Raw genomic sequence first — 14,683 nt, forward strand, 5'->3', positions numbered from 1 at the left:
CAAGCGTTGGGGCTTTTGCAGGGTCATGAAGATTTTCAAAGACTGGCGGGGCCTGCCCGCCTCCGCAAAAGGGGCCTGTGTGGCCCTGGGTAATTTTGACGGCGTGCATCTGGGCCATGTCACGGTGCTGCGCGCCGCCCATGCGGCCAGACCCGGCGCGCCGCTGGCGGTGCTAACCTTCGAGCCGCATCCGCGCGAGTTTTTCCGCCCGCAGGACCCGCCGTTCCGCCTCACATTGTCGAGCGAGCGTGCCAGTGCCCTGGCCGCGCTGGGTGTGGAGATGCTCTACGAGCTGCCATTCAACGCGGAATTCTCCCACCTCACCGCCGAGCAATTCTGCCAGGAGGTGCTGCATGAGGGGGTAGGGGCGCTGCATTTGGCCTGCGGCGGAGATTTTGCCTTCGGTCACCGGCGCGGCGGCGATGTGGCGCTGCTGGCCCGCCAGGCGGAGGTTTTTGGCATGGGCCTGAGCATCGTGCCCCCCGTGAGTGACACGCAGGGGCTGATCTCGTCCAGCCGCATCCGCCGCCTGCTGCAGGATGGCTACCCCGAGCGCGCCGCGCTGCTGCTCGGCCGCCCCTTTACGATTCGCGGCGAGGTGATGCATGGCGATGCGCGTGGCCGCACCATCGGCTTCCCCACCGCCAACATTCCGCTTGGCCGCCATCTGGAGCCCGCGCGCGGCGTATATGCCGTGACCGTGCGGCTGCCGGACGGGGCGGAGGTCAACGGGGTTGCCAATATCGGCCAGCGCCCCACCGTGGGCGGGTTGGAATCGCGGCTGGAGGTGCATTTGTTCGACTTCGCGGCCAACCTCTACGGCGAGGAGCTGAGTGTGGCGCTGCATCATTTTTTACGCGAGGAACAAAAATTCCCCAGCTTCGAGGTATTGAAGGCGCAAATCGCCCAGGATGCGCTGCAGGCCCTGGCCATGCTTGACAGGGATCAAAATCCGGCCAAACCCCTCACCCCATGACCGAAGCCCCCATGAGCGAAGCAAAGCCCGACTATAAAGCCACCGTATTTCTGCCACGCACGGAATTTCCGATGCGCGGGGAGCTGCCAACCCGCGAGCCGGAGATGCTGCGCCGCTGGGAGGAGATGCGCCTGTGGGAGAAACTGCGCGAAGCCGGGGAGGGGCGCGCACCGTTCATCCTGCATGACGGCCCTCCCTATGCCAACGGCAATCTGCACATCGGCCATGCGCTGAACAAGATTCACAAGGATGTCATCAACCGCGCGCAGCAGATGTCCGGGCGGGATGCCAACTACATCCCCGGGTGGGACTGCCACGGCCTGCCGATTGAATGGAAGGTCGAGGAGAAATACCGCGCCAAAAAGCTGGATAAGGACCAGGTGCCGGTGCTGGAATTCCGCCGCGAGTGCCGCGAATACGCGCAGCACTGGCTGGATGTGCAGGCGGCGGAGTTCAAGCGCCTCGGCGTCGCCGGGGACTGGGTGAACCGCTACGCCACCATGGATTTTAAGTCCGAGGCGTGCATCGCGGGCGAAATCGGCAAATTCCTGCTCAACGGCGCGCTCTATCGCGGCCTGCGCCCGGTGATGTGGAGCCCGGTGGAAAAAACCGCCCTGGCCGAGGCCGAGGTTGAGTATTATGACAAAAAAGATACCGCGATCTATGTCCGCTTCCCCATCGCGGACACGATCGCGCGCGGCGCCCCGGCCGAGGTGGCTGATCTGCTTGGCTGCGCCATCGTCATCTGGACCACGACGCCTTGGACCATTCCCGGTAACCGTGGCCTGGCGGTGGGGCATGAGCTTGATTATGTGCTGCTGCGGGTGGACGCTCTCGCCGACGGCAGCGCCGCCGTGGCGGGCGAAAAGTTCATCGTCTCCGAAGGCCTGCTGGAGGATTTCGCGGCAAAAACCGGCATCACCGCGCATAGCGTGCTGCGCAAGTTCCAGGGGCGCGATCTCGAAGGCCAATTGTTCAAACACCCGCTGCACAAGGCCGATGCGGGGTATGATTTCACCGTGCCGCTGATGCTGGGCGAGTTTGTGACCATGGAGGCGGGCACCGGCATCGTCCACATGGCCCCCGGCCACGGCGAGGACGATTTTTTCCTCTGCCGCGCGCATAACATCGCAGTGCCGGACACGGTGGCGGGTGACGGCACCTATTACCCCTCAGTGCCGTTGTTCGCGGGACTGCACGTTTACAAAGCGGCTGATCCCGTCTGCAACGCCTTGCAGGCGGCCGGGGCGCTGCTGCACCGGGCGGAGTTCATGCACTCCTACCCGCATAGCTGGCGCTCGAAGGCGCCGCTGATCTACCGCGCCACGCCGAACTGGTTCATCCGCATGGACGGCGAGGACAAGATCCGCGAAAAGGCGCTCGCCGCCATCGACACCACGCAGTTCGTGCCCGGGATCGGCCGCAACCGCATCCGCTCCATGGTGGAATCGCGCCCTGACTGGTGCATCTCGCGCCAGCGCGCCTGGGGCGTGCCGATTGCGATCTTCGTTGACAAGACCACGCACGAGCCTTTGCGCGATGCCGAGGTCATGGCCCGCATCGTGGAGATTTTCGCGGCCGAAAGCGCCGATGCCTGGTATGTCCGCCCGGCGCAGGATTTCCTGGGCGATAAGTACAAGGCCGAGGATTACGAGCAGGTGTTCGATGTCGTCGACGTCTGGTTCGAAGCCGGCTCCACCCACGCCTTCGTGCTGGAAGCGCGCGGCCTGCCCACCCCCGCTGACATCTATCTCGAAGGCTCGGACCAGCATCGCGGCTGGTTCCAGGCGTCGTTGCTGGAATCGGTGGGCACACGCGGCGTGGCGCCGTTCAAGGCGGTGGTGACCGATGGCTTCGTGCTCGACGAGCAGGGGCGCAAAATGTCCAAATCGCTCGGCAATGTCACCGCGCCGCAGGAGGTGAACGACAAATACGGCGCGGATATTCTGCGCCTGTGGGTGATGAACTCCGACACCTCCGAGGATCTGCGCATCGGCCCGGAAATCCTCAAGCAGCAGGCGGAGCTTTATCGCCGGTTGCGCAATTCGCTGCGCTGGATTCTGGGCTCGCTGGATGGTTTCACCGAGGCGGAAAAACTGCCGGAAGCAAAATTCCCGGCGCTGGAGAAGTTCCTGCTGCACCGGCTGTGGGAGTTGAACCAAAAAATCCAGGGTGCCGTGCGCGACCATGACTGGACCGGCGTATACCCCGCCATCCACCATTTCTGCGCCACCGACCTTTCGGCGTTCTATTTCGATATCCGCAAGGATTCGCTCTATTGCGACCACCCGGATTCCGAAAAACGCCGCGCCTGCCGCAGCTTTCTGGATATTCTGCACCGGTGCCTCACCGCCTGGCTGGCTCCGGCATTGCCCTTCACCGCGGAGGAGGCCTGGGTCACGCGCTTTGGCGCGGAGGCGTCGGTTCATACAACGCAGTTCCCGGATGTGCCGGATATCTGGCGCAACGACGCGCTGGCGGAAAAATGGCAGGATAAGATCCGCGCCGTGCGGGCCAATTTCACCAATGCGATCGAGCAGATGCGGCGCGAGAAGAAGGTGGGCTCGTCGCTGCAAATCGCATTGAGCATCCCCGAAAAATGGTCGTTCGGCCTGTCCGCCGAGGAATGGGCGGATGTCGTCATCGTGTCTCAGGTCGAACTCTCTTCTGAAACTCAAAAATCAGACGAGAGCATGGAACTTCCCGTGATCGCCCCCGGCGCCAAATGCGAGCGTTGCTGGAAGATTTTGCCGGAAGTCGGCCATAACGCCACTCACCCCACGCTGTGTATCCGCTGCTGCGAGGCCGTTGCGTGAACAAGCGCATCGCCGGATTGTTCCTCGCCGCCCTGGTGCTCACCGCTGACCAGGGCAGCAAATACTGGGTGCTGCATGGCGCGCATTTGACCGATGGCCATGTGCTCGTGCTGCTGCCGGTGCTCAACTTTGTGCTGGTCTGGAACCACGGAATCACCTTTGGCATGTTCGCGGGCGCGGGGGCTAAAGTGTTGCTGGCCACCGTTGCCAGCGTTGTCATTCTCAGCCTGCTTGTCTGGCTGTGGCGGAGCAAAAACTGGCTCACCAGCCTAGCCGCCGGCGCCATTGCCGGCGGGGCAGTCGGCAATGTAGCGGATCGCTTGCACTACGGCGCGGTGGTGGACTTCATCCAGGCGCATATCGGCGGCTGGTCCTGGTATGTGTTCAACGTGGGGGATGCCGCGATCGTCTGCGGGGTTGCCGCCTTGATGCTGGAAAGCTTGTTTCAACGCCCGCCAGTTGCCCCAAACGGCGCGCAGCGATAGGAAGACGCCATGAGAATCAAAATCCCCGCCGCTGCCTGCGCCGTTACCCTCGCTATCGTCCTCTCGGGCTGTAGCGACAATATGAAGAAGACGTTCGGGCTGGAAGCCAATCCGCCCGACGCCTTCCAGGTCGGCACGCAGGCGCCGCTCTCCTTGCCGCCCGAGCTTGGCGTATTGCCCCCGCCCAACCCCGGCGAACCGCGGCCCCAGCAGGTTAACGCGGCGCAGCAGGGCGCGGATGCGCTGGACACCGCCAACGCGTTGACCTCCGCCCCAACCACCCAAAGCCCTGGCGAACAGGCGCTGCTCGATCAGGCAGGCCCCGCCCCCAGCGGCGACATCCGCGCGCAGGTGAACCAGAATGCGCTGATCGCCAGCAAGCCGCCCGGTTTTGTCGCCAAGCTCACCGGCAGCGGCCCCGTGCCCGCGCCGACCGTGGATGCCGGGGCCGAGCAGCGCCGCTTGCAGGAGAACGAGGCCCTGGGCCAGCCAGCGACAACCGGCGCAACCCCGCAGGACTCAAACGTGAAGCCGGGCTTTTTTCAAAGCATCTGGAACGCGTTCTAAAACCCCGGCGTTCAGGCGGGCACGGCCTCATCTTCCCATAGCTGCGCAATGCTCTGCCGGGGTGTGATGAGGTGAAAATGCCCGCCATCCACCAACACGGCGGCGGCGCGCGGCCGGGCGTTGTAGCTGCTGCTCATCACCGCGCCGTAAGCTCCCGCATCCAATATCGCCACGCGCGCGCCCGGCGCCATCGGCGGCATCGGGCGGTCCTTGGCGAAGCAATCCGCGGTTTCGCACACCGGGCCGACGATATCAGCCGGCGAGACCGGATTTTGCAGCTGCGCCGCGCCCAGCGGTAAAATCCCGTGCCAGGCTTCGTAAAGCGCGGGGCGCATCAGATCGTTCATCGCCGCGTCCAGCACGATGAAGCGTTTGTCCCCGGCCTGTTTTTCCAGGATCACGCTGCTCAGCAGCATCCCCGCCGGGCCTACCAGATAACGCCCCGGCTCCAGCAACAGCCGCACGCCAAGCGCGCCCACCTCGCGCCGCACGGTGGCGGCAAAGGCGGCCAGCGGCATGCCGGGCTCATCGCCATAACCGATCCCCAGGCCGCCGCCGAGGTCGAGCACGGAGACCGCAAGCCCGGCCGTGCGCAATGCGCGCACCATGGCGGCGGCCTTGGCGTAGGCTTCGGCATAAGGGGCGGGTGAGAGGATCTGGCTGCCAATGTGCAGCGCGATGCCCACCGGCTCCACCCCCGGCAGGCTTGCCGCCCGCGCGTACAGGGCGGGAATATCCTGCGCGGCGATGCCGAATTTATTGCCGGCGAGGCCGGTGGTTATCTTCTCATGCGTGCCAGCGTCCACATCCGGGTTCATGCGCAGCACCACTTTCGCGGTGCAGCCCATCCGCCCGGCGATGGCCGAGATCATCTCCAGCTCCTCGGCGCTCTCAACGTTGATCTGCCCGATCCCGGCGCCCAACGCCTCAGCCAGTTCAACGGGCGCCTTGCCGACACCTGAATATACCACATCGGCCGCGGCGATTCCGGCGCGCTGGGTGCGCAGAAACTCGCCCAGGCTGACAACATCGGCCCCCGCGCCGAGGTGCCGGAAAATGTTGAGCACGGCCAGATGGTCGTTGGCCTTCACCGCGTAATGCACATGCACGTTCAGCTTTTGCGCCTCCAGCGCCGTGGTCAGAGCGGCGTAGCGCGCGCGTATGCTCCCCGCGCCGTAGACCCATACCGGTGTACCATGCGCATCCGCGATGGCGTTCAGCGGCACACCCTCAAAACACAGCCCGTCGCGCGCGTGCATCGAAAGTGCCGGGCGGGCGGCCAGAAGCTCCGGCAGACCCGCCGCTTGCGTTGCATCGGCCATGGTTATTGCGCCGGGTAGACGTGCGGGTAGGTCACGGCCGCGGCCGGGCCGGGCGGGGATGGTTCGCCCCGCCGCCCGCAAGCGGTGAGCGCCAGACAAAGCATCAAAGCCACGGTGATTCGTTTCATGAAAGTTGTTCCAGCCATTTTGCCGCCTGCGCGCTCACATTCGCGGGCGCCGTTCCACCATAACTCACGCGCGAGGCCACTGAGGCCTCGACGGTCAGCACATCAAAAATCTCCGCCGTGATACGCGGTTCGGCTGAGCGCATCTCCTCGAGCGTGAGTTGCGCGATATCCACCCCCCTGGCTTCCGCCAGCCGCACGATCTGCCCGGTCACATGGTGGGCGTCGCGGAAGGGCATTTTCAGCACCCGCACCAGCCAGTCGGCGAGGTCGGTCGCGGTGGAGAAGCCCGAGCCCGCCAGATCGGCCATGCGCGCGGTGTCGGCCGTCAGGTCGCGCACCATCCCGGCGGTGGCGGCTAGGCAGAGCGAGATGGCCTCGCTCGCGTCGAACACCGGCTCCTTGTCCTCCTGCATGTCCTTCGCATAGGCCATCGGCAGGCCCTTCATCACGGTCAGCAGCCCGAGCAGATGGCCGAAAATGCGCCCGGTCTTGGCCCGTGTCAGCTCGGCGGCGTCTGGGTTGCGCTTCTGCGGCATGATCGAGGAGCCGGTGGTGAAGGCATCGGAGAGCGAGATCAGCCGGTAGGGCGAGGAGCACCAGATGATGATCTCCTCGGCGAAGCGCGAGAGGTGCATCGCCAAAATGGAGAGCGCGGAGAGATACTCCAGCGCGAAATCGCGGTCGGAGACCGAATCCAGCGAATTCGCGGTCGGCCGCGCGAAGCCCAGCGCCGCCGCGGTCGCGAAACGGTCAATCGGGAATGAGGTTCCCGCCAGCGCCGCCGCGCCCAGCGGGCATTCGTTGAGGCGGCGGCGGGTATCCTCAAGCCGCCCGGCGTCGCGCGCCAGCATCTCCACATAGGCCAGCAGATGGTGCCCGAAGGTGACCGGCTGCGCCGTTTGCAGATGCGTGAAGCCCGGCATCACGCTGCCCGCATGTTCCGCCGCGCGTGTGGCCATCGCCAGCATCAGATCCTTCACCTGCGCGCCCACATCATCAATTGCGCGGCGTACCCAGAGGCGGAAATCCGTCGCCACCTGGTCGTTACGGCTGCGCCCGGTGTGCAGGCGGCGCGCCGCTTCGCCGATGCGCTCGGTCAGCCGCACTTCCACGTTGGTGTGAATGTCCTCCAGCGTGTCCGAAAATTTAAATGTTCCGGCCCCGATCTCGGCGGCGATGTCCGCCAGCCCGGCATCAATGGCGGCAACATCCTCGGGGGTCAGAATTTTTTGCGCGCCCAGCATGGCCGCATGCGCGCGGCTGCCGGCAATGTCCTCGGCCCATAAACGGGAGTCAAACCCGATGGATACATTAATCGCTTGCATCACGGCCGCGGGTCCGGCACCAAACCGGCCACCCCATTGCAGTTTCTTGGTCGCTGGAGTCTCGCTGTTGTCCGTCAAACCCGTTCGTCCATTGTTGATGTCCCGGCGATCCATCATCGCCGCCGCTGGTCTAGCCGCCGCGGCGGGCTGGGGCAAATTTTCCGCGGCCCAAATTGCGGAATCGGACCTGCCGGACGCCGCGGAGGTGATGACCCGGATGGCCCCCGTCATCGCGCCCCCGATGGTTTTCACCAGCGCCAAGGGCAAACGCCTAACGCTGGCGGATTACGCCGGGCACCCGCTGCTGGTGAACCTGTGGGCCACCTGGTGCGGCCCGTGCGTCGCGGAGCTGCCCAGTTTCGCCAGCCTGGCGCCCAGGCTCAAAGCCAGCGATGCGTTGATTTTGCCCATATCGATAGACCTGGAAGGCGCCGCCGCGGTGGCGCCGTTCTATACCAGCCACGGCATCACGGATCTGCCCATCCTGCTCGACCCGAACGGCGATAACATGAATGTGCTCAACACTGACGGCATTCCTGTCACCATCGTCATCAACGCCGCAGGCCAGATGGTGGCGCGGCTTGATGGTGCCGCGAACTGGAACACCGGCGCGGTGGTGGAATTCATGCACGGCCTGCGGGGCAAGCCCCCAGCCGCGAAGAAAATTTTCGTCCCCGCATAGGCGCGCAAACAAAAACGGCGCGCCCTGAGGCACGCCGTTCATGAACCGTGTTTCGAGGCGGATTAAGCGTTCGCGATGGGTGCCGCGGCGGCGGCCTGGGCGCGGCGCGACTGCCACAGCCCGACGAAGTCGATCGGCCCGAGCAGCACCGGGGGGAAGCTGCCGTCACGGGTGACATCGGCCAGGATATTGCGGGCGAAGGGGAACAGCAGGCGCGGGCATTCCACCAGCAGAACCGGCTCCTGCTGGTTCTCCGGGATCTCATGCAGCGTGAACACGCCGGCATACACGAGGTCGGCAATGAACACGACCACCGGCTTCTCCTCGGTGGCGCCGTTGGTAACCGGCGGAATGGTGCCCTCGGCGCGGATTGCCAGCGCAACCTCGAACACGCTCTGGTCTTCCTGAATGCGTTTGACCTGAACATCGAGGGTGATGTTCACGGCCGGTGCCGCGCGCAGCTGGGTGTAAATCGCCGGGGCGTTCGGCACCTCGAAGGACAGATCCTTCGTGTACTGGATATTAAGGGCGAGAGGCGGCTGCGGCTGGGCCGGGGGAGCGGTTTCTGACATGCGTAAAGTTTCCTGTTATTAGTACGCGCCCGCCTAGCACAGCGGCAACGCCATGATAAGAGAGGGTTATGAGCGCACGTATTTTTATCGACGGACAAGCCGGCACCACAGGTCTGGGCATCGCGCAACGCCTGCGCGGCATGCCCGGCATTGAGCTGATTACCTTGGAGGAGGCCCACCGCAAGGAGCCGAAGGCCCGCGCCGAGGCCATGGCCAGCGCGGACGTCACCGTGCTGTGCCTGCCCGATGACGCGGCGCGCGAGGCTGTGGAACTGGCGCCGCCCGGCGCGCGAATCCTGGACGCCAGCACCGCCCACCGGATCGCCCCTGGCTGGGTATACGGCTTTGCGGAGCTGGATGCCGCCCAACCCGGCAAAATCGCCGCCGCCACCCGTGTTGCCAACCCCGGCTGCTACGCCACCGGCGCCATCGCGCTGCTGCACCCGCTCATCCAGGCGGGGATGCTGCCGCACGGCCAGCACCTCAGCATCAACGCCGTCTCCGGTTATTCAGGCGGCGGCAAGGTGATGATCGCCTCGCACGAGGCCACTAACGGCCCCGCGTTCGAGCTTTACGGCCTGGGTCTCGCGCATAAACACATCCCAGAGATCATGGTGCTCTCCGGCCTCTCCCGCCGCCCGCTGTTTGTTCCCTCGGTCGGGCATTTCGCGCAGGGCATGCTGGTGTGTATCCCCCTCTTTCTGGACCAGCTTCCAGGCAGCCCCACCCCGTATGAAATCTCTGAGGCCTACCGCGAGCATTACGACCATGCGCCCGATATCATCACCCACCCCGGAATTTACGGCGGAACGCTGGAACCCGACGCCCTGAACGATACCAACCAGCTCGAAATCTTCGTCTGCGCCAACGGCGCCTTTGACCATGCCGTGCTCATCGCCCGGCTCGACAACCTCGGCAAAGGCGCCTCCGGTGCCGCCGTGCAGAACCTCAAACTCATGCTCGGAGATATCTGATGCCCGACTCCCACATCGCCGCCAAACCCTCCGGGCTGCTCTACGCCCTTAACGGCGCCGCCCCCACGATCCACCCCACGGCCTGGATCGCCCCCACCGCCGTGCTGATCGGCGACGTGCGCGTCGGCCCCGGCGCCAATATCTGGTTCAACTGTGTGCTCCGGGCTGACACCAACCCCATCATCGTCGGCGCCCGCAGCAACATCCAGGACGGCACGGTCATCCATGTCGACCACGGCGAATTCTTCACCGATATCGGTGAGGACGTGACCATCGGCCACAGCGCCATCATCCATGCCTGCAAGTTGCGCCACCGCGCCTTCATCGGCATGGGCGCCACCGTGCTCGACGGCGCGGTGGTCGAGGAGGCCGGCCTCCTGGGTGCGCGCGGCCTGCTCGGCCCCGGCAAACGCATCGGCCCCCAGGAACTCTGGATCGGCAGCCCCGCCAAACTTTCGCGCGTGATGAGCGATGCCGAACGCGCCGGCTGGGACGAAACCGTGCCCCATTACCTGGGGCTTGCGGAGATGTTCCGGAGCGGGCTGACTGAAGCGGGCTAAACAAGGCCAGACGCCCTTGTTTTACTTAATCAACCATTGGCAACCTGCCCTGGCACTTCTACATTCCCGGTTATGACTGAAACAGATTTTGACCAGGCCTTGGTAACGGCGGCGTTTGCCTTGGGCGCGGAGGCAGGCTGGCGCAAGGTTTCCCCAGCGGCGGCGGCGTTGCGCGCGGGGCTTGATCTGGGCGAGGCGCGGGCGCGTTTTTCCGGGTGCGGCGATATTTTGCGCAAATTTGGCACCCTGGCGGATTGTTATGCGCTGCAGGGCGCGCTGACAGAGGGTTTGGTGCGCGACCGGTTATTTGATACGATGTTGCGCCGGTTCGATTTTTTGCAGATGCATCGCGGCGGTGTGGTGGCCCTGCTGAAGTTTCTGCCGCTTGCGCCGCCGCTGGCGGTCTGTCTGGCGCATGCCACGGTGGATTCCATGGGCTGGCTGCTGGAAGCAGCGGGGGTCTGCGCCACTGGTGCCCGTGGCGAGGTGCGCAAGCGCGGCCTCGCGCTGGTGTGGGGCTATGGCGTGCGGGCCTGGTTGCGCGATGACAGCCCGGATCTGGCCGCGACCATGGCGGCGGTGGACGAGGCGCTGACCAAGGCCGATGCCCTGGCGGCGCGGTTTTCTCCGCCGCCCAAGGTAGCGCCCGCCGTGGATTTGCCTTCCCCCGAGGCGCCATCTGAGGTAGCCTGAGGCAGGCCGGGGGTCCGGCCAACCGCCCACGTGAAAAGGATATGATCCATGGCCGAAAAACCGACTCCCAAAACCCCGGAATCCGCCTTCACCTTGCCTTCCGCGATGAAAGACCTTGATTTCACCAAGCTGTTCAAGGACATGAAGACACCCGCGATGCCCGATATGGAAGCCGTTCTGGCCGCGCATAAGCGTAATCTGGAGGCATTGTCGGAAGCTAACCGCGTCGCGCTGGAGGGGGCCCAGGCCGTCGCCCGCCGGCATATGGAAATCATGCAGTCCACCATGAGCGGCCTGACCGAGACCTTGAAGGATATCTCGGTGAGCGACGCCCCGGCGGCGCGTGCCGCCAAGCAGGCGGACATGCTCAAGCAGGCTTATGAAAACGCGGTTTCCAACACCCGTGAGCTGGGCGATCTGATCCAGAAGGCCAATTCCGAGGCGATGGAGAAGCTCAACCATCGCTTTTCCGAGGCGATGACCGAAATGAAGGCACTGTTCAAGAAGTAGGTTCGCCGCGGGGCGGCGCCCGCCGCCGCCCCTTCCATTGCCTGGCGCGCGGGCCATATACTGCGCCATGTCCGCCTTTTCCTCCACCGCTCCGGTCACTTTCATCCCTGAGAAGCCCTCGCCGCGCGCGCCGCTGAAGCCGCTGCGCGTGGTTTCCGAATTCGAGCCCAGCGGCGACCAGCCAGCCGCCATCGAGCAGTTGGTGGCGGGCATTGTGGAGGGCGAGCGCGACCAGGTTCTGCTTGGCGTCACCGGTTCGGGCAAAACCTTCACCATGGCCAAGGTGATCGAGCGCATCCAGCGCCCGACTTTGGTGCTGGCGCCCAACAAAACCCTGGCGGCGCAACTTTACGCGGAAATGAAGTCCTTCTTCCCCGACAATGCGGTGGAGTATTTCGTCTCGTATTACGATTATTACCAGCCGGAAGCCTACGTCCCCCGCTCGGACACCTATATCGAAAAAGACTCCGCCATCAACGAGACGATCGACCGCATGCGCCACGCCGCCACCCAGGCGCTGCTGGAACGCTCGGACGTGGTGATTGTTGCATCTGTTTCCTGCATCTACGGCATCGGCTCGGTCGAGACCTATTCCAAGATGGTGGTGCGGCTCGAGACCGGCGGCAGCATAGACCGCGATACACTGGCCAAGGCCCTGGTTGACCTGCAATACCGCCGCAACGATGTCGCCTTCGCCCGCGGCTCGTTCCGCCTGCGCGGCGAGGTGGTGGACATTTTTCCCAGCCAATACGAGGACCGCGCCTGGCGGGTCACGTTATTCGGCGACGAGATCGAGAAGATCTCGGAGTTCGACCCGCTGACCGGCGAGCAGACCGCGCTGCTGGAAACCATCAGCATCTACGCCAACAGCCACTACGTCACCCCGCGCCCCACACTCACCCAGGCCATCACCCGCATCAAGCGCGAGTTGAAGGACCGGCTGGATGAGTTCGTCGCGGACGGCAAACTGCTGGAAGCCGAACGCCTGCAACAGCGCACCACGTTTGACATTGAAATGATGGAAACCACCGGCGCCTGCAAGGGTATCGAGAACTACTCGCGCTACCTCTCCGGCCGCAACGCCGGCGAGCCGCCGCCGACCTTGTTCGAATATCTCCCTGACAATGCATTGCTGGTGGTCGATGAATCCCACGTCACCGTGCCGCAGATCGGCGGCATGTTCAAAGGCGATTTCTCGCGCAAATCCACCCTGGCCGATTACGGCTTCCGCCTGCCCAGCTGCATGGACAACCGCCCGCTCAAATTCGAGGAATGGGAAAAATTCCGCCCGCAGTCCGTCTTCGTCTCCGCCACGCCGGGGCCATGGGAGCTGGACCGCACGCAGGGCGTGTTCGCCGAACAGATTATCCGCCCCACCGGCCTGGTTGATCCGGTGACGGAAATCCGCCCTGTCGAGCATCAGGTCGATGATCTGCTCGGTGAATGCAAAAAAGTCGCGGCCCTGGGCGGGCGCGTGCTGGTCACCACCCTGACCAAGCGCATGGCCGAGGACCTCACCGAATACCTCACCGAACAGGGCGTGCGCGTGCGCTACCTGCACTCTGATATCGACACGCTGGAGCGCATCGAGATCATCCGCGACCTGCGGCTTGGCGCCTACGATGTTCTGGTTGGCATCAATCTGCTCCGCGAGGGGCTGGATATTCCCGAATGCATGCTGGTCGCCATTCTTGACGCCGACAAGGAAGGTTTTCTGCGCTCCGTCACCTCGCTGGTGCAGACCATCGGCCGCGCCGCGCGCAATGTGGATGGCCGCGTGATCCTCTACGCCGATGTGATGACCCGCAGCCTGAAACAGGCGCTGGACGAAACCGCCCGCCGCCGTACCAAGCAGACAGCCTGGAACGCCGCGCACGGCATCACCCCGCAGAGCATCCGCAAAAACATCGGCGAGGTCATCCACTCGGTGTTCGAGCAGGATTACGTCACCGTCTCGCCGCTTAAGGACTCCAGCCTCGATGAATTCGTCGGCAAAGACCTGGGTGCGACCATCGCCACGCTGGAGACCCGCATGCGTAAGGCCGCCGGCGATCTGGAGTTTGAGGAAGCCGCCCGCCTGCGCGACGAGATCAAGCGCCTGGAAGCCCTGGTCCTGGGCATCGCCCCGCCGCCGCCAACTCCCCGCCCGCAAAAAAACCGCGGTCCGGTGCCGATGGGGCCGGGCGGTGGCGGTTACGACCCGGCGCTGCGTAAGGGCAAGGGGCGCAAACGTGTTTGACGCCCCACGAGGACAAGTCATTATACGCCCATGAAACTTCCCCTCGCGCTCCTCTGCCTGCTCACCCCTGGTCTGGCCGATGCTGCCGGCCTCACGGGCCAGCACGCGCTCTACACCCTCAGCCTCTCCAAGGTCCGCACGCATGACATCACCGGCGCCACCGGGCAGCTGAGCTTCGATGTGGCGGACGGCTGCACCGGCTGGGCCACCACCCAGCACATGACCCTGCTGCTGCGCGGCGTGGATGGCACGCTGACCAAATCAGTCACCGATTATATCACCTGGGAGAGCAAGGACGGCAAAACCCTGACCTTCACCCTGCGTGAGAGCGATAATGACGGCAAGGAGCAGATCGACGATGCCGGAACCGCCACCCACACCGCGGCGGACGGCTCGGGCATCATCGCCTACACCACGCCTGCCAATACCACGCTGCGGATGCCGCCGGGCACGCTCTTCCCCATTGCCCATACCGAGGCGCTGCTGGCGGCCGGTGCGGCGGGGGAAAAATTCATCTCGCCCACCCTGTTCGACGGCACCACCGCTGACGGCGCCCAGGCCACCTTCGTCGCCATTCTGGGCCACCACGGCCCCATGCCCAACACCTACCCGGCGCTGGCCGCCCTCCCCAGCTCAGATGTCGACATCGCCTTCTACGAGCGCAAAAATGACGACGAAAACCCTGATTTCCGCAACCAGATGCGCTATTTCGACGATGGCGTGGCCGGCAACATGGCCCTGGACTTTGGCGATTTCGTCATGGCCGCCAAATTGACGCATCTGAGCATCCCGCCCTCGCCCTGCGGCGCAAAATAACCCTGGCTCTTATAATAT

General features: G+C 64.5%; 15 protein-coding genes. 11 read left to right on the top strand and 4 right to left on the bottom strand.

All coding sequences use genetic code 11. The annotated features are described in order from the left end of the window. The first annotated feature begins 25 nt into the window (after positions 1-25). The 4 genes from QQJ84_RS01940 to QQJ84_RS01955 are packed head-to-tail and all read left to right on the top strand — an operon-like array spanning position 26 to position 4,844. Positions 26-976, top strand: coding sequence for a bifunctional riboflavin kinase/FAD synthetase (locus QQJ84_RS01940; RefSeq protein WP_284256238.1), 951 nt, complete (start codon positions 26-28; stop codon positions 974-976). Then, the gene (ileS, locus tag QQJ84_RS01945; RefSeq protein ID WP_408861664.1) at positions 973-3,792 is read left to right on the top strand and encodes an isoleucine--tRNA ligase; all 2,820 of its coding nucleotides are present in this window, start codon (positions 973-975) and stop codon (positions 3,790-3,792) included. Before QQJ84_RS01940 ends, ileS begins: the two co-directional genes overlap by 4 nt. Then, complete coding sequence (gene lspA / locus QQJ84_RS01950; protein ID WP_284256240.1) at positions 3,789-4,277, top strand: signal peptidase II; 489 nt, start codon at positions 3,789-3,791, stop codon at positions 4,275-4,277. Before ileS ends, lspA begins: the two co-directional genes overlap by 4 nt. Positions 4,278-4,286: 9 nt before the next feature. Further along, on the top strand, positions 4,287-4,844 hold the full coding sequence (locus tag QQJ84_RS01955) for a DUF3035 domain-containing protein (RefSeq protein ID WP_284256241.1): 558 nt from the start codon (positions 4,287-4,289) through the stop codon (positions 4,842-4,844). Between the two features lie 11 nt (positions 4,845-4,855). Here QQJ84_RS01955 and lysA read toward each other — a convergent pair whose 3' ends face one another. Genes lysA through argH form a run of 3 tightly spaced genes read right to left on the bottom strand, consistent with a single transcriptional unit; the run spans position 4,856 to position 7,733 of the window. Continuing rightward, positions 4,856-6,166: a diaminopimelate decarboxylase gene (gene lysA, locus QQJ84_RS01960; RefSeq protein WP_284256242.1), complete on the bottom strand. Its 1,311-nt coding sequence runs from the start codon at positions 6,164-6,166 to the stop codon at positions 4,856-4,858. Positions 6,167-6,168: 2 nt separating this feature from the next. Next, on the bottom strand, positions 6,169-6,294 hold the full coding sequence (gene lptM, locus QQJ84_RS01965; protein ID WP_284256243.1) for an LPS translocon maturation chaperone LptM: 126 nt from the start codon (positions 6,292-6,294) through the stop codon (positions 6,169-6,171). After that, entirely contained in the window at positions 6,291-7,733 is a 1,443-nt protein-coding gene (gene argH, locus QQJ84_RS01970) for an argininosuccinate lyase (RefSeq protein WP_408861669.1), read from the bottom strand. The genes lptM and argH overlap by 4 nt, the downstream gene beginning before the upstream one ends. Between argH and QQJ84_RS01975 the strand changes: the two genes are divergently transcribed. Then, positions 7,687-8,301, top strand: coding sequence for a TlpA family protein disulfide reductase (locus QQJ84_RS01975; RefSeq protein WP_284256246.1), 615 nt, complete (start codon positions 7,687-7,689; stop codon positions 8,299-8,301). The two genes, argH and QQJ84_RS01975, sit on opposite strands and share 47 nt — an antisense overlap. A gap of 62 nt (positions 8,302-8,363) precedes the next feature. Here QQJ84_RS01975 and secB read toward each other — a convergent pair whose 3' ends face one another. After that, on the bottom strand, positions 8,364-8,873 hold the full coding sequence (gene secB / locus QQJ84_RS01980) for a protein-export chaperone SecB (RefSeq protein ID WP_284256247.1): 510 nt from the start codon (positions 8,871-8,873) through the stop codon (positions 8,364-8,366). A gap of 68 nt (positions 8,874-8,941) precedes the next feature. Between secB and argC the strand changes: the two genes are divergently transcribed. From argC to QQJ84_RS02010, 6 genes are all read left to right on the top strand, one after another. Further along, positions 8,942-9,847 (top strand): N-acetyl-gamma-glutamyl-phosphate reductase, encoded by a 906-nt coding sequence (gene argC, locus QQJ84_RS01985; protein WP_284256248.1) that lies wholly within the window; start codon positions 8,942-8,944, stop codon positions 9,845-9,847. Continuing rightward, positions 9,847-10,407 carry a gamma carbonic anhydrase family protein gene (locus tag QQJ84_RS01990; RefSeq protein ID WP_284256249.1) on the top strand — a complete coding sequence of 187 codons (561 nt, stop codon included), beginning with the start codon at positions 9,847-9,849 and terminating at the stop codon, positions 10,405-10,407. The genes argC and QQJ84_RS01990 overlap by 1 nt, the downstream gene beginning before the upstream one ends. A gap of 72 nt (positions 10,408-10,479) precedes the next feature. Then, positions 10,480-11,100 carry a TetR family transcriptional regulator gene (locus QQJ84_RS01995; protein WP_284256250.1) on the top strand — a complete coding sequence of 207 codons (621 nt, stop codon included), beginning with the start codon at positions 10,480-10,482 and terminating at the stop codon, positions 11,098-11,100. A 48-nt stretch (positions 11,101-11,148) separates the two neighbouring features. Then, positions 11,149-11,610 (top strand): phasin family protein, encoded by a 462-nt coding sequence (locus QQJ84_RS02000; protein ID WP_284256251.1) that lies wholly within the window; start codon positions 11,149-11,151, stop codon positions 11,608-11,610. A gap of 67 nt (positions 11,611-11,677) precedes the next feature. After that, positions 11,678-13,849: an excinuclease ABC subunit UvrB gene (gene uvrB, locus QQJ84_RS02005; RefSeq protein WP_284256252.1), complete on the top strand. Its 2,172-nt coding sequence runs from the start codon at positions 11,678-11,680 to the stop codon at positions 13,847-13,849. A 30-nt stretch (positions 13,850-13,879) separates the two neighbouring features. Beyond that, a complete protein-coding gene (locus QQJ84_RS02010) occupies positions 13,880-14,665 on the top strand; it encodes an EipB family protein (protein ID WP_284256253.1) in 786 nt (261 codons plus the stop codon). Positions 14,666-14,683: the final 18 nt, after the last annotated feature.

It is taken from the genome of Acidocella aquatica, from assembly GCF_030160635.1.
Lineage (GTDB): Bacteria > Pseudomonadota > Alphaproteobacteria > Acetobacterales > Acetobacteraceae > Acidocella > Acidocella aquatica.